Source organism: Aurantibrevibacter litoralis (assembly GCF_034651555.1).
GTDB classification, from domain to species: domain Bacteria; phylum Bacteroidota; class Bacteroidia; order Flavobacteriales; family Flavobacteriaceae; genus Aurantibrevibacter; species Aurantibrevibacter litoralis.
On record NZ_JAYEEQ010000001.1, the window covers coordinates 18877 to 38731 of the forward strand.

At 38.9% G+C, this 19855-nt stretch carries 19 protein-coding genes; 8 read left to right on the forward strand and 11 right to left on the reverse strand.

Annotation, left to right across the window (positions count from 1 at the left end; translation table 11 throughout):
- Position 1: 1 nt before the first annotated feature.
- The 5 genes from ruvC to U1E44_RS00130 are packed head-to-tail and all read right to left on the reverse strand — an operon-like array spanning position 2 to position 4136.
- The gene (gene ruvC, locus U1E44_RS00110) at positions 2-607 is read right to left on the reverse strand and encodes a crossover junction endodeoxyribonuclease RuvC (protein ID WP_322928815.1); all 606 of its coding nucleotides are present in this window, start codon (positions 605-607) and stop codon (positions 2-4) included.
- Between the two features lie 8 nt (positions 608-615).
- A complete protein-coding gene (locus tag U1E44_RS00115) occupies positions 616-1092 on the reverse strand; it encodes a hypothetical protein (protein ID WP_322928816.1) in 477 nt (158 codons plus the stop codon).
- A 44-nt stretch (positions 1093-1136) separates the two neighbouring features.
- A complete protein-coding gene (locus U1E44_RS00120) occupies positions 1137-2276 on the reverse strand; it encodes a tetratricopeptide repeat protein (protein ID WP_322928817.1) in 1140 nt (379 codons plus the stop codon).
- Positions 2277-2289: 13 nt separating this feature from the next.
- A complete protein-coding gene (locus tag U1E44_RS00125) occupies positions 2290-3777 on the reverse strand; it encodes a M56 family metallopeptidase (RefSeq protein WP_322928818.1) in 1488 nt (495 codons plus the stop codon).
- On the reverse strand, positions 3774-4136 hold the full coding sequence (locus tag U1E44_RS00130) for a BlaI/MecI/CopY family transcriptional regulator (protein WP_322928820.1): 363 nt from the start codon (positions 4134-4136) through the stop codon (positions 3774-3776). Before U1E44_RS00130 ends, U1E44_RS00125 begins: the two co-directional genes overlap by 4 nt.
- 206 nt (positions 4137-4342) lie before the next feature.
- Between U1E44_RS00130 and U1E44_RS00135 the strand changes: the two genes are divergently transcribed.
- From U1E44_RS00135 to U1E44_RS00160, 6 genes are all read left to right on the forward strand, one after another.
- The gene (locus U1E44_RS00135) at positions 4343-4858 is read left to right on the forward strand and encodes a DUF456 domain-containing protein (protein WP_322928821.1); all 516 of its coding nucleotides are present in this window, start codon (positions 4343-4345) and stop codon (positions 4856-4858) included.
- Between the two features lie 353 nt (positions 4859-5211).
- Positions 5212-5499: a type II toxin-antitoxin system TacA family antitoxin gene (locus U1E44_RS00140; RefSeq protein ID WP_322928823.1), complete on the forward strand. Its 288-nt coding sequence runs from the start codon at positions 5212-5214 to the stop codon at positions 5497-5499.
- Positions 5499-6002, forward strand: coding sequence for a GNAT family N-acetyltransferase (locus U1E44_RS00145; protein WP_322928824.1), 504 nt, complete (start codon positions 5499-5501; stop codon positions 6000-6002). Before U1E44_RS00140 ends, U1E44_RS00145 begins: the two co-directional genes overlap by 1 nt.
- 862 nt (positions 6003-6864) lie before the next feature.
- Positions 6865-7116: a type II toxin-antitoxin system ParD family antitoxin gene (locus tag U1E44_RS00150; protein WP_322928825.1), complete on the forward strand. Its 252-nt coding sequence runs from the start codon at positions 6865-6867 to the stop codon at positions 7114-7116.
- The gene (locus U1E44_RS00155; protein WP_322928826.1) at positions 7109-7408 is read left to right on the forward strand and encodes a type II toxin-antitoxin system RelE/ParE family toxin; all 300 of its coding nucleotides are present in this window, start codon (positions 7109-7111) and stop codon (positions 7406-7408) included. The genes U1E44_RS00150 and U1E44_RS00155 overlap by 8 nt, the downstream gene beginning before the upstream one ends.
- A 1402-nt stretch (positions 7409-8810) precedes the next feature.
- A complete protein-coding gene (locus U1E44_RS00160) occupies positions 8811-9146 on the forward strand; it encodes a single-stranded DNA-binding protein (protein ID WP_322928827.1) in 336 nt (111 codons plus the stop codon).
- A gap of 328 nt (positions 9147-9474) precedes the next feature.
- On the opposite strand, the gene U1E44_RS00165 is transcribed toward U1E44_RS00160, so the two are convergent.
- The 5 genes from U1E44_RS00165 to U1E44_RS00185 form a co-directional block, all read right to left on the reverse strand.
- The gene (locus tag U1E44_RS00165; protein WP_322928828.1) at positions 9475-9993 is read right to left on the reverse strand and encodes a ferritin; all 519 of its coding nucleotides are present in this window, start codon (positions 9991-9993) and stop codon (positions 9475-9477) included.
- Positions 9994-10163: 170 nt separating this feature from the next.
- Positions 10164-12302, reverse strand: coding sequence for a methionine--tRNA ligase (gene metG / locus U1E44_RS00170; protein ID WP_322928829.1), 2139 nt, complete (start codon positions 12300-12302; stop codon positions 10164-10166).
- Positions 12303-12584: 282 nt separating this feature from the next.
- Entirely contained in the window at positions 12585-13157 is a 573-nt protein-coding gene (locus U1E44_RS00175) for an SMI1/KNR4 family protein (protein WP_322928830.1), read from the reverse strand.
- 372 nt (positions 13158-13529) lie between these two features.
- On the reverse strand, positions 13530-15251 hold the full coding sequence (locus U1E44_RS00180; protein ID WP_322928831.1) for a DUF1501 domain-containing protein: 1722 nt from the start codon (positions 15249-15251) through the stop codon (positions 13530-13532).
- Between the two features lie 11 nt (positions 15252-15262).
- Positions 15263-16771 carry a DUF1800 domain-containing protein gene (locus U1E44_RS00185; protein WP_322928832.1) on the reverse strand — a complete coding sequence of 503 codons (1509 nt, stop codon included), beginning with the start codon at positions 16769-16771 and terminating at the stop codon, positions 15263-15265.
- 158 nt (positions 16772-16929) lie between these two features.
- Here U1E44_RS00185 and U1E44_RS00190 point away from each other — a divergent pair, with 158 nt between their 5' ends.
- On the forward strand, positions 16930-17322 hold the full coding sequence (locus U1E44_RS00190) for a YraN family protein (RefSeq protein ID WP_322928833.1): 393 nt from the start codon (positions 16930-16932) through the stop codon (positions 17320-17322).
- A gap of 273 nt (positions 17323-17595) precedes the next feature.
- Complete coding sequence (locus tag U1E44_RS00195; protein ID WP_322928834.1) at positions 17596-18255, forward strand: hypothetical protein; 660 nt, start codon at positions 17596-17598, stop codon at positions 18253-18255.
- 102 nt (positions 18256-18357) lie between these two features.
- Here the strand turns inward: U1E44_RS00195 and U1E44_RS00200 are convergent, their stop codons facing one another.
- Positions 18358-19629 (reverse strand): serine hydrolase domain-containing protein, encoded by a 1272-nt coding sequence (locus tag U1E44_RS00200; protein WP_322928835.1) that lies wholly within the window; start codon positions 19627-19629, stop codon positions 18358-18360.
- Between the last annotated feature and the right edge of the window lie 226 nt (positions 19630-19855).

Below are 19855 nucleotides of genomic sequence, written 5' to 3' on the forward strand. Positions count from 1 at the left end.
GCTAGGGCGCTTTCTTTTTTCTTAAATCAATAACCTCCGTATTTTTAACTGCCCTTTTAGGAGCTAGAGCGATTTTACTTTTCACAAAAGCCTCCCAGCCGCTGTGTCCTTTGCCCAAATCGATCTTTCCTTCATTGTAAAAATGGCAAACCGCTGCTGCGAGTCCGTCTGTACTATCTAGATTTGTAGGGAGTGTTTTTAGCCCCAACGTAGTTTGCAGCATTTTGGCTACCTGCTCTTTACTTGCATTCCCATTACCGGTAATTGCCATTTTTATTTTTTTTGGCAGGTATTCCGTAATAGGAATTTGTCGGGAAAGTCCGGCGGCCATTGCCACACCTTGTGCCCTACCTAGTTTAAGCATGGATTGCACATTTTTGCCATAAAAAGGGGCTTCTATGGCAATTTCATCGGGATGGTAGGTGTCTATAAGTTCTAGGGTTCGCTCAAAGATGAGTTTTAGCTTCATATACGGATCACTGTATTTGCTCAGTAATAATTCGTTCATCTGAAGGAATTGCATTTGTTTATGAACCACTTTAATAAGGCCAAATCCCATGATGGTTGTACCCGGATCGATACCTAATATAATTTTTTCGTTTGCCAAAAGGGTATTTAATTAGAATTTAAAACTATGGGAATACGGAATTTTGCGCTTACCGGAATTCCTCTTTTTAGTGCCGGTGCCACTTTAGGCATGGTTTTGAGACTTTGTGTTACAATAGCTTCAAATTCCGGGATCTGATCTTCCACTAAGGGATTTTTTTCTATTTCCAATACGGAAATCATACCCTGCGGATCGGTTAAAAAATCAACAAAAATGGTGTCGTTTACATTTTCGTTCAATACAAACTCAAAATCTTGCAGAATCATCGAAAAATGGAGCAATACATTGGATTCAAAACATATTTTTTGATCTGCCTTAGAAGCAGTTTCATCACAATCTGCAAACAAAGGGTATTGGTCTACATCGTTCCAATCTATGCTCTTTAACTCTTCATCTACCAGTTTTTGTATTTTTTCTTCCTTAGAGGAGAACCAATCGCAGGAGCTAAAGAGACATAAAGCACATAAAACCAAAATGTTTCGCATGAGTTATACTTTCTTGTGCGGAAATTACGATTTTTTGCACAAAATTACTCCGAAACAAAATGTATTTCCTCCTTTAACTCCGAGATTCGTTTGTCCACAATTTGCGAAAAATAGGGTTTGTCGTTTCCAAATTGGGCTATAAATTTCTCGTAGTAGGCCAATTTGAGTTTTGGATCTTTGAATAATTGGTCTGCCACGGTGCAAATCTGATAGTAATTTATATGGTTTTCCGTATCTTCCTCAAATGCCAATTTATAGTATTCTAGGGCTTTAGAAAGCTTATTTTCTTCTCTTGCCAAGCCGGCAAGTGCCGTATATTCTTTTGCTAAAAAAGGTTTCTTAGAGGCAATGGCTTTGTGGAAGTATATCGCTGCACTGTCTCGTTGGGTAGTACGCCAATAGACTTCACCCAAACCAAAGTAGGCTTTTGGTATTGCATTTTCAAATTCGAGTAACCGAAGATAGGTATGTTTAGCCGCTTCAAATTCCCACAGTTTATAATAGCAGGTAGCTAGTTTTTCAAACAGAAAATCTTTTTCTTCACCTAAGTCAATGAGCAATTCAAAAAGCGGTTTAGCCTCTTGGTATTGGTCGTTGTTATAGAATGTTAAGGCCTTTAGGTTGATCAGTGATACATCTTGAGGATATTCGGTTAATCCTTTATTGATATACTGTTGTGCCAGATTATATTCACGTTCACCAAGATAATGTTTGCCTAACTGAAACAAACTCCTAAGATGCGTACTGTCTATGACTACGGCTTTTTTAAATGCCGCTATACTTTCCATATTTTTTCCCAAATCTTGCTGTACCATCCCTAAATAATAAAAATATTCGGGATTGGGCTGCCTTTGAGACAATTCGCTAAAAAGAGGGAGCGCTTTTTCCGAGTTTTTTACCTTTACATAGAGTTTGCCCAATTCAAACGCTGCTATTTGCAGTGCCGTATCTTTTAGAATTAGGGCTTCATATTGCGCTATAGCTTTATCAAAGTTTCCTATATGATGATAGGCTCTGGCAATTTGTAAATGGGATTGTTTTGTTCCTACTTTGGCATATTGGTTTATCGCAGTGGTATAATTCCCTGTGGCGTACAAACTATCGGCAATGGCCAAAGCCGAAGTCTGGGCTTCGGCTTTACTAAAGATGATTATGAAGATAAAAAGGGTTACTTTTTTCAACATAGATAAAATAATGTTACTGTAGCTTAAAAGTAACCGGAATAGAATAGGGTACCCCCACTTTCTGTCCATTAGATTCGCCCGGTTTCATTTTTGGTAGTCGCAATATAATGCGTTCCACTTCGTCTTCAAGCATTTTGTCTACCCCTCTTACTTTAATATCCTGTATGCTGCCGTCTGTAGCAATTAAAAATAAGGCATTTACACGTCCTTGAATGCCTTTTTCTTGAGCATCTGGAGGGTAATTAAAGTTTTTGCTGATGTGAAGTTGCATTTTTTCATTAAAACAGGCACGCTTATCCTCCGCATCTTCGCAGCCGGGAAAAATAGGTACCTGTTCAACAATGGAAAATGGAGTGGTATTTTCCATCTTAAAGTTGACCCTGTCCCCGATATTCTTCTCCACTTTCATGCTAACTATTGTACCTTCTTCTACCTGGATTAAAATGGATCGTTCTTCTTTATCCACCATCTTAATGAGTGCGGTTTCCTTGGCTATTGAAAGTTTGTTCAAAAGGTCATTTTGACTTTTCGTTTCCTCTTCCGTTACAAAGTCCAAATCATTGATGTCCAATGTGAAGATTTTAGTACCGTCTTCATATATTATTTTAACCTGTTCATTCAACGGTATTACTGTATTACCTTCTTTATCTGCAATGCAAGAACTATAGACTAACATTCCTAATAGCATTGGGATTAATACTAAATACTTCAACTGCGATACTTTTTTTGATTTTGTTTTTTGTAACATGACGATTCGTTTTTTGATTAATGATGTTTTAAAAAATGGATTGATGAATGAAATATGTTGCGTTTGGAACACCTGTGATAATAACAGCTGATACTGCTCTTTTTTATTGGTTTTAGCCACTTGGGCATCGGCGATATACTCATGCAACTCGGATGTTCTGTTTTGATAGAGGTACACCAGCGGATTAAACCACGCTATAATGCGCATAAGTTCAAAAAATAGTAAGTCCCACGTATGCCCCTGTTTTATATGCACCAACTCGTGCTGAATAATGTTTTCGTAGTCTTTTTTGGCCACCCGATCTCCCAAAAAAATGGATTTAAAAAAGGAAAAAGCTATAGTACTGTTTTCTACAATAACTCGTGTATATTCAGAGAAACGATGGACGCTTCCATTGCGTTTTAATGTTATAATTTGATAGATTTTTAAACTAAACAAGAGTAGTGAAATTACGATTCCCAAAAGAAATACGCCCTCTTGCCAAGAGACACTGCTAAAGGTGTTTTTTGATGCATCTGTAGTCAAGATCACTTCATCTAGCGACAACAAAAACCTAGGATTCAAAGCATATTGGTTTGGCAAAGTGGTGCGCAATGCTTCAATCTTCATCCATGGCAAAAGCAAGGACACACTATAAGTTCCCATGAGGTAAACTCTATTCCATTGAAAAAAAGTCTCTTGTTTTAAAAACAGGTCATACACCAGCAGAAAAACCAACTGAAATGCAACACATTCTAAAATGTACGGTATCATTTTTCGTCCTTTTTAATTTCTTTTAATATGGATTCTAATTCGGACAGGCTCATATCATTTTTTTTCATAAAAAAAGAAACCATACTCTTGTAAGAGCCCTGAAAATACCCATCCACCAATTTATGAAGGCTTTGATGGCTGTAGTCCGATTTTTTTACTAACGGATAATACACGTGCCCTTTCCCTTCTTTTTGATGGGCTACAAAACCTTTGCTTTCCAATATTCTAACAATGGTCGATACCGTGTTGTACGCGGGTTTGGGTTCCGGAAGTTCTTCAATTATAGCGGCTACATTGCACCTTTGTAACTCCCACAATAGGTGCATTACCTCTTCTTCTGCCTTGGTTAATTGTTTCATTCAACTATGTTTTTAGTTTAACGCTTATGCAAATATAACTAAAAAATTAGTTTAAACTAATTTTTTAGTTGATAATTTTAACTCAAAAGAAATTGTGCGTCCTTTTTCCACTTTTAGAGGTGAAGCGGGGCGAAGTATGTCTTTTTTTCAGTCTGATAAAATGTAACAAATCTGCAGTATCTTCGTCAAATTCAAAAGCAGTTTACATGGATTTAGCACTCCTTCTTTTAGGTTTTATTTTTATCATTGTCGGTATTTTGGGCAGCTTTCTACCGGTACTTCCCGGACCACCCTTAAGTTGGATCGGACTTTTGCTATTGTATCTTACCCGTACAATTCCGCTAGACTGGTGGATATTGGGAACGACCTTGCTTGTAGCGCTATTGGTGCTGCTGCTCGATTATGTTATACCGGCTATGGGCGCTAAAAAGTTTGGTGGCAGCAAAGCCGGAATGCTAGGCACAACGATTGGGCTGATTGTCGCCTTGGTTTTTCCGATATTCGGTTTTTTCGGTATTATCATTTGGCCATTTATTGGGGCATTGCTGGGTGAGCTTTTAAATAAAGCCGACAAAAAAACCGCCTTTAAAGCAGCCTTTGGTTCCTTTATAGGGTTTCTTACCGGGACCTTTCTAAAATTTATGGTAGCCGTGATTTACCTGGGCATATTTGTGTATAAGGCGTGGGAATACCGAGCGAGCTTACTTCCCTTTTTGGAGTGATAAACGGATAAATATGAATATTTAAACCTGTGTAGCGGGCTGTCTAGTGGCAAAGCGCAATTAATAATCCGGGTATGCCTTATCGTTGCGACCTGGTTTTAATCAATCTGGAAGGATATCTGTTTTTAGATCCGAAGAGAAAATTGGGTTTAGTCAAGAGGATTAAAAAACAAATCGATAAATTTGGGGAAGGCTACATAATGAAGATCTTGGATTTGCAAATACTTGATTTTAAATATATTGTAAATAGTTAGTCAGAACACGAAAAAATCCAAACTCACGGAAAATAACCGTACAATTACTTGTTTAGTACGTATTTTAAGCGTACATTTGATTCCTACAAACTTATAATTATGGCAACGAAAGAAATAAAACAGAACAAAGCGAGATTTGACACTCGACTATCAAAAGAACAAAAAGTATTTTTTGAAAGAGCTGCACGAGTTGGTGGATACAGAAGTTTAACGGATTTTGTCGTTTTAACAGTACAAGAAAAAGCTAAAGAAATCATTTCAGAAAAAGAGCGGATTATTGCGTCAGAAAGAGATAGCGAAATATTCTTTGATGCAATCACTAATTCATCGAAAGCGAATAAGAATCTTATCAATGCTGCCAATGAATACAAAGCTCTTTTGGATTAATGAACGAACTGACCGAAAACCTAAATTCAACCCATAGAAAAAAGGAATTCTCGTGCGGAAAAGATATGCTCGATGATTATTTGCATAAACAAGCAAACCAAGACATCAAAAGAAAATTATCCGCTTGTTTCGTTCTGAACGACAAGGAAACCGATTTATTAAAAGGTTATTACACTTTAGCCAATAATAGTATATCTCAAGAACTGATACCAAACGAATTTCAAAAGAAACTACCGAATTCATATAAATCAATTCCCACTACTCTTCTCGGACGTTTGGCAATAGATAATCGATTTCAAAAACAAGGAATCGGAAAATTATTACTAGTAGATGCTTTAAAAAGGAGTTATGAAATTTCAAAAAGTATTGGTTCGTTTGCTGTCGTAGTTGACCCAATCGATGAAGATGCTGAAAGATTTTATGATAAATATGGATTTATTAAATTGCCAGATAGCGGAAAAATGTTTCTACCAATGAACACAATAAAAGGACTATTCGAGTGAAAGTACTGTGGATAACAACTAAGCGTTCGTGCTGCTTGCAAAGCAAAGCATGAACGCGGTGTTGACTAAACGTTGGGGCGGTAATTTTTATTATGGGGGAAAGCGTTTGATCTAGTTGTTGGTCAAAAGCACTTTCTGAGTGGTTTCAAGTAGCTTTTTCGGTCAGCAAAACAGCGTTTGGTTGGTTGCGACCTAGTTTTAACCATCTATTTTTTATTTTTCATCTTTCTTCCTGTTTTTTGGGCAGTTTTCGTCCATTACGGCTGAGCGTTAATTTTTTTTAGTCTGTGCTTTTCGGTGATGGTTTGTTGGTTTAATAGGTTTTGCCAGTATTAATAATCCAAGACCTGTTCTTTGTCAAGTTCGCTCGGACAGCAACCAAAATGCAGTGCCATTTGCGATAAACAGTGGCTGTAATTAACCACCGTACTCTCACTTTTTCCCGCCAGTTCATACTGTCGGCGAAGTTTTTGAACCGATTCCCCAAAAGAGCGATAAATAGGAAACCCCGACCCAAAGGTCCGGGAATCTTTAGATTGAAAGATTAAACCCTAAAGATGGTACTTTTTTTGAGTTTGGAAAGGCTACCACTTTGGGGTTTAGTTCAACAAAATCTATAAACAATACAGGCTTTAGGGCTTAATCGCAGGGTTTGCGTATAGTTATGATGACCGCAAAATCTTTGGGATTTTGCTTTGTCGAAAAAAAAGAAAACCAAAACCAAAAGATTTTGCTAGGTGCGTGGGGGAAAGTAAACGCCAGTTTGCTCCCGTACTGTTCATAGCTAAACCGTAGTGTGCAATTTGAGAAAAATTTTGCGTTTATACCAATTTTTGGTATATTTGATAAAATTAGTAATATAATGAACAAAAACACATCAATATCACTCGGAAATTATTTTGACCAATTCGTTCAAAGCCGAATAAGCGAAGGAAGGTTCAAAAATGTAAGCGAAGTTATTCGTGCAGGATTGAGACTTTTAGAAGAGGAAGAAAGTAAAGTGATTGCATTGAAAAAAGCAATTCAAGAAGGAATTGACAGCGGAATAGCTCACGACTTTGACCCAAAAAAACATCTTGAATCTTTAAAAGCGCGAAAGCACTCGAATGGCTGAATATAAACTGACCAACAAAGCTGTCGAGGATTTATCAAAGATTTGGGATTACACGTTTGAGGTTTGGTCTGAACAACAAGCTGACAAATATTACGATGGACTTATTTCCAATTGCCAAGAAATCGCTGAAAATCCAGAATTAGGAAAAAAATATGATGGAATTTCAAGACAACTTCTCGGAATGAAAGCAAATCGACATATAATTTTCTACAGAACTCTAAATGAAAATTATGTTGAGATAACAAGAATATTGCACGAAAGAATGGACTTAAAGAAAAAAATAGCGGAATAAAAACTGCACACAACAAATAAGCATTCATGCCGCTTGCAAAGCAAAGCATGAATGCGGTGTTGATTAAACGTTGGGGGCGGTATTTTTACTATGGGAAGCGTTTGATTGGTTGCGACCGGGTTTTAACGATCTATTTTTTATTTCTCATCTTTCTTCCATTATAAGCCTGAGCGTTAATTTTTTTTCGTTTGTGCTTTTCGGTGATGGTTTGTTGGTTTAGTAAAAAAGGGAAGCCTACAAAAAATTTAACTCATACTTGAAGGCAGCAAACATTACTAGTCAATTCACTTTTCAACACTATACGTTAAAAACTTTGTAATTCTTTATCGTTTGCGATTGATTCATGCGTTTAAAAAGCATTAAATTTGAAAATCTATTAATCTAAAAATCAATGCATCATGAAAACTGAAATAACTCTAAAGACATTAAGATTTAGACCTGATGTAATGTGGAAGGTAAATTAGTTAGCAGACCAAAACTATAGAACATTTAATAATATGGTAGAAACGATATTGTTGAAGTTTAATACAAATGATTGTCAAAGTTTGATATAAAGTAAAAGACCACTTTAGGACAGTGGCCTTTTTGGGATTAGGAGAGTCCTAATCCGACATCTATTCAACTAAAACACTAAGCGTTATGGCAATTAGAGTTATTAGAAGAACAGTTACGATTCCCGTTAGAAGGATTCGTATTACCAGAACCGTTCGGATTACCACTAAAGTAAGTAGGTAATCCAAAACGAAACTTGTTAGATGAATAGTCTTTCAAGGGGTGGAATGGAATAATATTATAATTCCGCCCAATTTTTAAAAAAGTTAAAATCAACTGGTCGAAGAGGGTCTCATGAGCTGTTCCTAGATGGGTTGTAGCAAACATCAACAGTTAGTTTTAAATTTTTCACGCCGGTATTCCACTACCGGCGTTTTTTGTGCTATAAAAGTACGAAACAGACAATTGTTTACCAAAGTTAAATTTGATAAACTAACAACAGTAAATAATTAATAATCGAGATATTTATTATATTTGGTTAACTTCTTACGAGAATATGAATAAACAAGTACGCAATTTATATGTTGCCATACATGAAAATAAGGTAATTCATGCATCAACTTCCTTAAATGAGTTCGTTCGTGCCATAAGTCAATTAATTACTAAAACCAAAAGTCTTTCATACTATCAAAAAAAATTTGACAATCAGGATGTGATTGAACATGTGGATAACTTGAAGAAGTCTTATTATTTCCAAAAGGTTAAATAATCAAAAACAACCGACTACAAACGATTACAAACGAAAATAAATAATTTCCAACCGAATACCTGATTTTAAGGATGTTATGTTTGCCCTGTCGAAACATAAGAACTCGATAGTATTAACTGTTTAACCTTAATTTTTTTTATTATGAACGCACTTAGAAACAAAGTACAGTTGATTGGAAACTTGGGCAACGACCCAGAAATTGTAAACTTGGAAAGCGGCAACAAACTTGCCAAATTTTCCATAGCTACGAACGAAACCTACAAGAACGCTAGAGGCGAAAAGGTTACGGAAACCCAATGGCACAATGTCGTGGCCTGGGGCAAAACCGCAGAATTGGCAGAGAATTATTTAACCAAGGGAAAGGAAGTGGCTATAGAAGGCAAACTTACCAACCGCTCCTACGAAACTAAAGAAGGCGAAAAAAGGTATGTTACCGAAGTAAAATGCAACGAAATCTTACTTATAGGCAAGCCCTAAACTAGAATAAATGCCTAATTTAATCATCTTAAAAAAGGAAAAGCACCGCCATGGCGGTGCTTTTTTATGCTACACGTTGCAGCAAATCGTAACAGGGGCATCGCCCACAGCGTTTCGATTCGCCTTTTTCATATTTTTCGCAACATTTGGTTTTGCACTTCTCCGGATTGCACCGTTGTAATGCCTTTTTTTGAAGCTTTTTTAAAACTTCTTTCTCTTTTATACCTTTTGTAGCGTCTTTTTTCTTCTTCTTACCCATGCCAATAGTAAAAGCATAGACAAACTTACTTATTTTAATTCAATCTAAATAAATAATTACGTTAAAATTTTAGGGTGCCGCATTGGCTGCAGCACTGTCGGCTGTAATTTGCTGCACGTCTCGGTCAAAAAGATAGAGACCGCCTTTGTCGTTTCCAATAAGATTTATCTTATCTAGAATAGTGCGCGCAAGAGCCTCTTCTTCAATTTGCTCTGCCACATACCACTGCAAGAAATTATGCGTGGCATAATCTTTTTCCTGTAAAGTAACATGTACCAGTTCATTTATGCTGTCTGATACAAATTGCTCATGCGCATACAATTCTTCAAACATTTTTTGAAACGACACAAAATCGGATTTCGGTGCTTTTAGGTCAGACACATACGCCTGTCCGCCCCGTTCGTTCACGTATTTTATCAGTTTCAACATGTGCATGCGTTCCTCATCGGAATGGGTATACATAAATCGGGCAATGCCTTCCAGCCCTTTTACTTCTGCCCAAGAAGCCATGGACAAATAGGTCTGAGACGATTCTGCCTCTATGCGGATTTGATCGTTAAGTGCTTTTTCTAATTTTTTGGATAACATTTTTTCGATTTTTTATAAAGTTACAAAGAATAGCTTTTTTGCGAAAGGAAAAAGCTTCTTTCTTGTAAATGAGTTCTCGGAAGCGGGTACACCTACTAATTGCCAAAAAGGAGGACTGTTGGCATTGGTTATTCCTTGTAATTTTTCGATTAACTAAGGGAATACGCTGTTTAACTCACTGCTACGCCATCGGCTACTGCGGGTTCATCGGGATTTAGAAACACTAATTTTCCTTCGGTATTTTCAGTCATCAAAATCATGCCTTCGCTTGCAACCCCTCTAAGGGCTCTTGGAGCTAAATTAACCAATACACTCACTCTTTTCCCAATAATTTCTTCGGGGGTAAAGCTTTCGGCAATGCCGGAAACAATTGTCCGCGTGTCTAGTCCTGTGGTTACTTTTAGAACCAGCAATTTTTTAGCCTTGGGCATCTTTTCGGCTTCTACAATAGTCCCGATACGGATATCCATTTTAGAAAAATCGTCGAATTGAATGGTCTCTTTCTGTGGGGCTATTTCCTTATTCATGATTTCGTTGGCTTTTTTGGTGGCACTGAGTTTATCTAATTGTAATTGAATGGTTTCGTCGGCTATTTTAGAAAACAGCAACTCCGCTTTGCGTATTTTATGTCCGGCCGGGAGCACAATCTCATTTGAAGCAATAGCATCCCAATGGTTGGCTATGCCCTCTGTGGCATATCCGCCACTACCGCTACCGCTTGATTTTCCATTTTTGGACAAGCCCAGCATATCTTTTAGTGTATTTGATGTAAAGGGCAGAAAAGGCTCGCTTAATACAGCCAGCGCAGTAGCAATCTGAAGGGCAACAAACATAACGGTCTTAACCCGATTTTTATCTTCCTTAATTACTTTCCACGGCTCTTCATCGGCCAGGTATTTGTTGCCAAGGCGTGCTAAATTCATTACTTCTTGACTCCCTTCCCTAAATCGGTATTTTTCTATAGCGGCACTTATGAGACCCGGAAATTTTTGGATATCACCTAAAGTAGCCTTATCTACATCATTCAACGTGCCCGGTTCTGGAACTTCGCCTTCGTAGTACGAATGGGTAAGCACTACCACACGGTTTATAAAGTTCCCGAATATGGCCACCAGTTCGTTATTATTTCTGGCCTGAAAGTCTTTCCAAGTAAAATCGTTATCCTTGGTTTCCGGAGCGTTCGCCGTAAGCGCATAGCGCAAAACGTCTTGCATATTTGGAAAATCTTCCAAATATTCGTGCAACCAAACCGCCCAGTTTTTGGAAGTTGATAATTTTTGTCCCTCCAAATTAAGGAACTCATTGGCGGGCACATTTTCGGGCAAAATATAGCTGCCTTCTGCTTTTAACATCGCAGGAAAAATGATGCAATGAAAGACAATATTGTCTTTTCCGATAAAGTGCACCAATTTTGTGGTGGCATCTTTCCAATACGGTTCCCACTTTTTTCCTTCTCTTGCGGCCCATTCTTTGGTGGCCGATATATAACCAATAGGAGCATCAAACCATACGTACAGTACTTTTCCGTCGGCACCATCTAGGGGTACAGGAATGCCCCAATCCAGATCGCGGGTTACTGCTCTGGGTTTTAAGCCATCATCAATCCAAGATTTGCATTGTCCGTACACATTGGGTTTCCAGTCGTTTTTATGACCCACCAAAATCCATTCCTTTAGGAAATCCTCGTACCGATCTAAGGGAAGAAACCAATGTGTTGTTTCTTTCAGCACCGGAATGCTTCCGGATAAGGTAGACTTGGGGTTGATGAGGTCCGTGGCATTCAAAGAAGAACCACAATTTTCGCATTGATCTCCGTAGGCATCTACATGACTGCATTTGGGACAAGTACCAATAACAAAGCGATCGGCCAGAAACTGTTGTGCTTCTTCATCAAATAATTGGGCCGTGTTTTCCTCTATAAAATCGCCCTTATCATATAATTTTTTAAAAAATTCGGAAGCGGTTTGATGGTGTATAGGAGCGGAGGTACGGGAATAATTATTGAAAGAAATTCCAAAATCGGAAAAAGATTGCTTAATTATACCATGGTACTTGTCGATGATTTCCTTAGGCGACACTTGTTCTTTTTTCGCTTTCATAGAAATGGCCACCCCGTGCTCATCGCTGCCGCACACAAAAAGCACATCATTGCCGGTTAATCTAAGGTAACGCGCATAGATATCGGCGGGGACATACACTCCGGCCAAATGGCCTATATGAATAGGACCATTGGTATAGGGCAATGCAGCGGTAATGGTATACCTGTTAGGTTGCGTTGTGTTATTGTGGTTTTGTTGCTTCTGAGCCATGAAATCCGATTTGGGCACAAAAATACAGTTTTTGGGGGTTACCCCATATTATGGATTGTAAAATCTGTAGGTGTTTTGGTTTCGTACCAATAGGCTACCAAGCAATGTTACAGCTTTACATAGAATTGACCCCCCTGTCAATTTACGAACCGCCGTATACGAGACCCGCTTGGGTTACACCGAGCCTAGCCGAAGTGTAAGGTGGTGTGAGACCTGGCTGCCGGCAATGCAGGGGCGCACTCCGTCAGTCAATGGCGGAGCTGTCTACTAGACTGGCAATAGTTATTTTTTAATAGGTTTGTTTACAATAAATTCCTTATTCCATTCTGAGATTCTTTCCCTAATATCAAAGTATTCATCAAATTCTTCTAATGGTGTTTCTTCATAATATTGATTTAATCTTGTTATAAAGCTTAAAAGATTCGGTGCAATTACTGGTCTATCATCAAATTCATTCCAATATTCAATTAATTGTCCACGCTCTCCTGTAAAAACACCTTCAATATCATAACAAATGTAACTACCACCTCCATTTCCGAATATGGGTAACCAAGCTTTATTCCACCAATTTTCAATCTCAAAATCGTAACCAATCATTTGAGTGAATTCTTTATTTCCAGATAAAACTTCCCCTAAAGGTTCAAATAATGAATTATTGACAAACGGTTCATAACAACTACTTTCTTGTCCATTTTTCCATAAGTAAAGTTCTTTTAAATCATTCGGTAGTTTGATTTCATATTTTGTTTCTAAATCTAAAATTTGCGCTTCAGACAATGGTTTTTGAAGCTTGCCATAATAGCCTGGACGTTTTTGTTTTAGCTGACTATCTAATTTTTCTAATTCTGATTTCATCTTTTGTTTCTCATTAGAACAACTCAAACATAAAATTGTAAGTATAGTTATAAAAAGTCGTTCCATTCTCTAATTATTCCCAACGTTTGTGGCTATGGTTTTGTTGCGGATAAATTCGCGAGGATTTTCCGCCGCAATGAACTATAGCCATTGTGTGTGCCCAGCATGGGCATCTTTTATTTATCGGAAGATAAAAAATTAATCTAGAGGGTGCAAGTTCCTTATGGGCAGGGGTAATCCTTCGGCTAGGCTCAGGACAGGCTCTTTGAACCATTAGTAAGCTGCCTACAAAACCCGGTACTGATCCCACAAAAAAAGTCTTCATCACAAAACGAATTTGTAAGGAAGACTTTTACAGATTTGGGGGAATTTTTAGGAGACCAATAATGATTTACTCATTTTTTTGTTCTGCACTTGTATACGGTAAATATATTTTCCGGTGGCTAGGCTCATGGGCATGCGATCTTGCACATTAATTTCCATGGATCCTTCTAACACCATTTCGTTATATACGGTACCAACATTCTGCCCTAAAATATTGTACAACTGAATATCTACATGTGCGGTAAAAGGCATTTCCAAATAAATATGGGGCGAGTTTTTATTGGGATAAAAAGGTTTATGCACAATAGCGTTCAGTAAATCCTCGCCAGGATTGTTGGGGTCTACCGGCGTTGGTTGTGTCGGCAGGGTAGGTGCGCCATCATTATATACAATATCGGGAAAATCCACGCCGCTGCAATTGAAGCCTAGGTTTACGGGCATATAAGGGTGTCCTAATAAGTGCTGCTCTACCAAAGGAATGGGTACACAGAGCCATTCTGCCATTACCGTAGCATACAAATCTCTAAAGTCCATGGTATATTCCAAATTTCCGCGACCGTCCGGATCGTCCAATGTAGGATGTTCACCCACAAAAGCACTGCCATTTAGCCCGGAACCAAAAAATAAGGTTGGTGCAGCTTTACCATGGTCGGTGCCGTTAGAGCCATTTTCAAAGATACGGCGGCCAAACTCTGAAAAGGTCATGCTTAGTACCTTATCGTCCTGTTGGGTAAAACCCAAATCTTCATAAAAATTGTTCACTGCTATAGAGAGGTCGGTCATTAACCTTTCGTGCGCTATGGGCTGATTGCCATGCGTATCAAAACCACCCATAGATATCATGTACACCTTGGTGCCTAAATTGCCTTTTATTAACCGCGCCAAAAGGGCCATCTGCCGTGCAAATCCGTTATTTTGATATGCTACTTGATTTTGTCCGCGTTCATAGGCTTCATGTATAACACCGGCATAATCGTTGGTTACATTAGAGACGCCTCGTAAAAATCGAAGCTGATCTCCGTACATACAATTGTCAAAAAGAGCCGGATCTAAAGAATATTGTAACCCAGTTTGGGCTATTTGTTCTAATTGATCAATATTATTGGTTACAAAGGCATAGTTGGTTTCTTCGCCTTGAAACACCAAACTTCCGTAATTTCCGATTTGAATGGCGGCGGGCCAATCCGGTCTGCTCCCGGGGGCATCGGATAAATAATCGGGGTAGAGGTTTTCAAAATGCCTCCCCATCCATCCGGTATCTAAACCACTAAATCCGGTAGTCGTTAAATCGGTATTGGCAAAAATATCGGATCCGGTAAAATGCGATAGGCTTTGGTTTTGGTATCCCACGCCGTGCACCGCCTTAAACTGACCGTCGCCCCACATGGGTTCAAACGCCTTCATATAGGACGGAACGCCAAAATCGTCGGTTAATTTCAGCACTTTGCTTTCCGGTATATAAATGTTAGGACGGGCGTTTCGGTAGGTGTCGTATTGTTGTATGGGTATCACCGTGTTAAGGCCATCGTTCCCTCCCGATAATCGTATCAAAATTAAAATATTGTCGGTTTCGGCGGCGGTTAGTGCCGCTGTTAAGGGGGATGGGGCAGAGGCGGTAAGAAAATTACTGCCCAGCATCATGGTGCCCGAGCCCGCTATGCCTAAAGCTTGTAAAAAGGAACGGCGGCTCCAGTATTTGTGTTCAAAATCGTGTTCGTCGTGGTGACGTGGCTTTTTTGAAGAACCTTTAGGGTGAGGGGTATCGCACATAAGCGTAGGTTTTATTTTAATTGAAATTCGGGTTGTCTGGATAAGTGAATAAGAAGCAAGTACACTTGTGAGGGTACTTCTTGGCTGTACGAAATAGCCCAAATACTTTCACCGTCGGGCGTAAAATCCGGACTGTAATAAAATTCGGGTACATCTTCTATCATAAAGGCAGACAGGGCGTTGTTAAAATCTGCTTCTGTCAGTAGGCCTTTAGGTGTAATTTTGTCCACAATAGCCTCAACCACAACCCTTGGGTTACTGGTGTTGCTATGACTAGGCCCAACGGCCTCCAGAGCAAAGTTTCGGAATTGTTCAGGATTTTCATTAAAGAAACGATCTAGGAACACTTCTAAGGTAAGCCACCTCCCTATAATAAAATTGGTATTGATCCAATCCCGATTTCGCTGCCATCCGGCCACGTCAAAGGGATCAAACAGGGTTTGTCCTAAAAGATCACTGGCATCGATCACATTTAGTACCGTATTATCATCATAGGCAAAGTTGGTCTCCTTGATAAAATTTAGATACAAATCGAACGGACTTTTTATAATAACCCCAATGGCTTCGTCATCAAAGAAATGTTGGCTTTTAAACAACTGCGATAGCACCGGTGCCAATTCAAAATTAGAACTTATAAAGGTGTTGGCCATCCCCTGAATTATGGTCTGGGCATTTCCTGCGGCATCGGTTGAATCTGGGTGTACAAAAAACTCATATAATTTTTTACAAATAAATCCGGCGATTTCATTGGGTCGTTGTTCAAACAAGATATCAATGACATCGGCGTAATCCCAGTTGCCGGTTTGCCCAAAAATGGTTTTGTTTTCGGTGTTGAATCGGGTAGGATCAAACGTTACTTCGGTACAACCCACCTCACCTCTGTTCACGTAGCCCGTAATGGCCTTGGCTGTTTCTACGATGTCTGCTTCGGTGTAATTGTTGCCTTCGCCCAAAGTGAACAGCTCATAAAGTTCACGTGCGTAATTCTCGTTGGGGTTATTGCCATTGTTAAAAGCACCATCCAAATAGTACAACATAGCACTGGTAAGGCCAATTTCGCTTACAAAGGTTTTAAAATTACCTAGGGCATTTCGCTGAAGGCAATTTATATATCCATATAAGAAGGCGTTGCAATTATACACATCGTATTCGGTTACAAAATGATTGCTCCAGAAAAAGCTTAAGCGATCTCTAAGCGTATTGTTGAGTAACGCATTGGTATAACTTACCCCAAAATCTTCTGCCTGAGCACGTATAAGCTGATTTCTAAGATCATCGTCCTCGGGATAATTGCTATTATTCCAGGTAGCCCATGCAGGGGCTGCCAAGGGCGGCATAGCAAGAGCCTGGTCGATTAAAGTGTTTACCAAGGTGTTAGCGGTTTGTCCTACCGCCTGATTTATGGTGGCTACAGATCCACTAAAACCCAGTCTTCGGTATAAATGCGCTGCCCGTTGCGCATCCAAAGGGGTGGTATAGGGAGCTAGCGACGAAGTATTACAATTAATGAAATATTCCATAGGCTACATTACGTTAAGTAGGTTTATAGTAATGGGGTTACATATAAACGAACGAATATTTTGGAAAGTATAGTATTCCCATTATTTTCGTTATTCAGAGGCTGAATTTACGATGTTGTGTTTAAATAAACCGATGAATTGTTTATTTATTCGATGAAATGCAACAATTTGATAGCCATACCTTTAAAATTATGGGAAAGCATAATGAATTTGGACAGGAGGGAGAACAGCGGGCGGTAGATTTTTTAATTGAAAAAGGGTATCGCATAAAACATCGAAACTATCGTTACCAAAAAGCAGAAATTGATATTATTGCCCAAAAGGGTGAGGTATTGGCTATTGTGGAGGTAAAATCGAGAAGTTCCTATTTTTTGGAGCATATTGCCAATACGGTTAATGCAAAAAAAATAAAGCTTGTGGTGATGGCGGCAAATCATTATGTGGTTCAAAATGACTTGGATGTAGACGTAAGGTTTGATATTATTACGATCCTAAAACAAGGTAACCGCTATACCCTAACCCATGTGGAAAATGCATTTTATCATTTTTAGGGAATTCGTGAGCGGCTGTGCTATTTCACCCTAAAATAGAAGTAAAAACTTACAATGCATTTATATAAAGCAAATTAGAATGACCTTTTTTGAAAATTTTTGAAATTAAAGGAAAATATTGTTTGTGTTATTTGTAACAATTTGTTATTTTTGCCTACAACCTTAAAATCAAAAAGGGCGATACGCGAATCGATAGATGTGCGTCTCACGGTAGTGATCTATGCCTTACAACACGTGAAGCTAGAGCCTTTAAAAACCAATTAAAAAGAACGAATGAAAACCATTTCATCTGTTGTAGAAGATTACATCAAAAAAAAGCCATTTTTGCAAAGTGCCTTAGCGCAGGGAATCATCAATTTAACTTCTTTGTCGAGAATTATAAGACCCGAAATTGAAAGTGAGCTGGGCAAGGATATTAGAAATGGAGCTATTGTTATGGCCTTGAAGCGCTTGTCTGATGATTTGGAATTTAGAGCCACTCACAAAATCATAAAAGTTTTAAAGAATATCGGCGAAATAACAGTACGTTCTTCCTTAACCGATTTTACTTTTTTGGTTTCCGATACCATTTTGGAAAATCAGGTAGAACTGATGAAAGCCGTAAATCAAAACAAGGAGGTTTTTTACACTTCTTCGCGCGGAGTTAACGAAATGAATATTGTGGTGAGTGCTATTTTGGATAAAACGGTGGAAGAATTATTCAAAAATGAGAAGTGCACACAAAAGGCCGAGGGACTTTCTTCCATTACTGTAAAATTACCTGCTGAGAACGTGAGCGTACCCGGTATTTACTATTTTATTTTTCAGCGTTTGGCTTGGGAAGGGATAATACTCTATGAAGTGATATCTACCACGAACGAATTTACCATTGTGGTGAATGATGAGCACGTAGATGTGGCGTTTAAAACGATTAAAGATTTAAAACTACTTTAGTTCGTTGTACCTCTAATTTTTAGGCGTCACTAATTTTGAAATCAGTGGGAGCGAGGTTTGCCAAAACAATCAACGATTTCATGTAATTTACCTTAACAGTACTTAATCTACCTGTACAGGGCCATACACGGCATCTCTAAAGGCTTTATGTAATCCAATTTGGTCGTAAGGAAACAGTTGCACAAACAGCACGGCTGTAAGTTGGTTTACGGGGTCTACCCAAAAAAGGGTGCTCGCAGCACCATCCCAAAAAAATTCGCCTACCACACCATTGGCCTCCGAAGTAGCAGCCGGAGGGGCAAGTCGCACTGCAAAATCAATTCCAAAACCTACTTGGCCTTTGCTGGGCAAAAAGGAACGTTCCGTAACCTGCTCATCCAGTTGATTGGTAGCCATGAGTTGAACCGTTTCAGGTTTTAAAACACGTGTGCCGTCCAAACTTCCTTCTTTAACCAGCATTTGCGCAAAGCGCATATAATCATCTATGGTCGCCGTAAGCCCCGAGCCACCTCTGGTCAACGGCCATGGTTTGGTATAATTGCTATACGTTACCGTATCTCGTTCTAAGGCACCTTCTCCTGTGCGAATATAAAGGGCGGCAAAGCGATCCCGATCGTTTTCAGGTATAAAATAACGCGTTTCTTTCATTTTTAATGGCTCCAAAACATACTGCTTCACATAATCAGCATACGGCATACCCGATATGCGTTCTACCAAAAAAGCCTGTACATCTACACAAGGACCGTACTCCCAGCGTTCTCCTGGATGAAAATACAAGGGCGTTTGCCCCATTTTTTCGGCCATTTGCGTTAGGGTGTTTTCACGATTTAGGGCGTCTGCTTTGGCAATGTGTTTGCCCAAACCGGGAATATCGGCATTTCGGCCAAAACCGGCGGTGTGCCGCGTAATATCCCTAATGGTAATGGGTCTTTTTACAGGTTCTACTATGGGGTTGCCATTGGTATCTTCCCCCACATAAACCTTCATATCTGCAAATTCAGGGGCATATTGTTCTAGCGGATCGTCTAACCTAAACTTTCCTTGGTCATACAAGGTCATTAATGCGGTTCCGGTAACAGGTTTGGTCATGGAATAGATTTGTACAATGGTATTTCGTTCCATGGGTTTTTGGGCTTCTTTGTCGCTATAGCCAAAAGCACCGTAGTAGACTTCGGTATCTTTTTCTATGATAAGAGCAGAAACTCCGGCAATATTTCCCGAAGCAACAAACGATTCCAAGGCAGTATTCAAACGATTTTTGGCAGTACTGTCTATTATAAATTCAACGGCTGAAGGAATTTCTCTTTTTTGATTGGATTCCTTACATGCAAACAGAAAAAGGAAGCAGCAGGCGTAAAACAGATTTTTTTTCATCGGGAAGTAGGGATTAAAAGGTATTTTAAATTTTATAAAGGTATAACTTTTACTTTTTAATTTAATATTTCTACCAATGTGAAGTATGAAAATACTGAAATTAGCGCAAAACAATCAGGTATAAAGCAAGGGCACTAAAAATTATATTAGAGGTTGTGAATGATATCCTTAATATCGGCTCAAGGTACAACGATAATTGAAGTTCAAAAAAGGATGCGTTAGTGTT

Coding starts and splice junctions, on each gene's coding strand:
- U1E44_RS00195 (WP_322928834.1), top strand. CDS start 17,596: ATGAAAACCATTTCATCTGTTGTAGAAGATTACATCAAAAAAAAGCCA.
- U1E44_RS00125 (WP_322928818.1), bottom strand. CDS start 3,777: ATGATACCGTACATTTTAGAATGTGTTGCATTTCAGTTGGTTTTTCTG.
- U1E44_RS00115 (WP_322928816.1), bottom strand. CDS start 1,092: ATGCGAAACATTTTGGTTTTATGTGCTTTATGTCTCTTTAGCTCCTGC.
- U1E44_RS00175 (WP_322928830.1), bottom strand. CDS start 13,157: ATGAAATCAGAATTAGAAAAATTAGATAGTCAGCTAAAACAAAAACGT.
- U1E44_RS00200 (WP_322928835.1), bottom strand. CDS start 19,629: ATGAAAAAAAATCTGTTTTACGCCTGCTGCTTCCTTTTTCTGTTTGCA.
- U1E44_RS00160 (WP_322928827.1), top strand. CDS start 8,811: ATGAACGCACTTAGAAACAAAGTACAGTTGATTGGAAACTTGGGCAAC.
- U1E44_RS00180 (WP_322928831.1), bottom strand. CDS start 15,251: ATGTGCGATACCCCTCACCCTAAAGGTTCTTCAAAAAAGCCACGTCAC.
- U1E44_RS00150 (WP_322928825.1), top strand. CDS start 6,865: ATGAACAAAAACACATCAATATCACTCGGAAATTATTTTGACCAATTC.
- metG (WP_322928829.1), bottom strand. CDS start 12,302: ATGGCTCAGAAGCAACAAAACCACAATAACACAACGCAACCTAACAGG.
- U1E44_RS00145 (WP_322928824.1), top strand. CDS start 5,499: ATGAACGAACTGACCGAAAACCTAAATTCAACCCATAGAAAAAAGGAA.
- U1E44_RS00165 (WP_322928828.1), bottom strand. CDS start 9,993: ATGTTATCCAAAAAATTAGAAAAAGCACTTAACGATCAAATCCGCATA.
- U1E44_RS00155 (WP_322928826.1), top strand. CDS start 7,109: ATGGCTGAATATAAACTGACCAACAAAGCTGTCGAGGATTTATCAAAG.
- U1E44_RS00120 (WP_322928817.1), bottom strand. CDS start 2,276: ATGTTGAAAAAAGTAACCCTTTTTATCTTCATAATCATCTTTAGTAAA.
- U1E44_RS00140 (WP_322928823.1), top strand. CDS start 5,212: ATGGCAACGAAAGAAATAAAACAGAACAAAGCGAGATTTGACACTCGA.
- U1E44_RS00185 (WP_322928832.1), bottom strand. CDS start 16,771: ATGGAATATTTCATTAATTGTAATACTTCGTCGCTAGCTCCCTATACC.
- U1E44_RS00135 (WP_322928821.1), top strand. CDS start 4,343: ATGGATTTAGCACTCCTTCTTTTAGGTTTTATTTTTATCATTGTCGGT.
- U1E44_RS00130 (WP_322928820.1), bottom strand. CDS start 4,136: ATGAAACAATTAACCAAGGCAGAAGAAGAGGTAATGCACCTATTGTGG.
- U1E44_RS00190 (WP_322928833.1), top strand. CDS start 16,930: ATGCAACAATTTGATAGCCATACCTTTAAAATTATGGGAAAGCATAAT.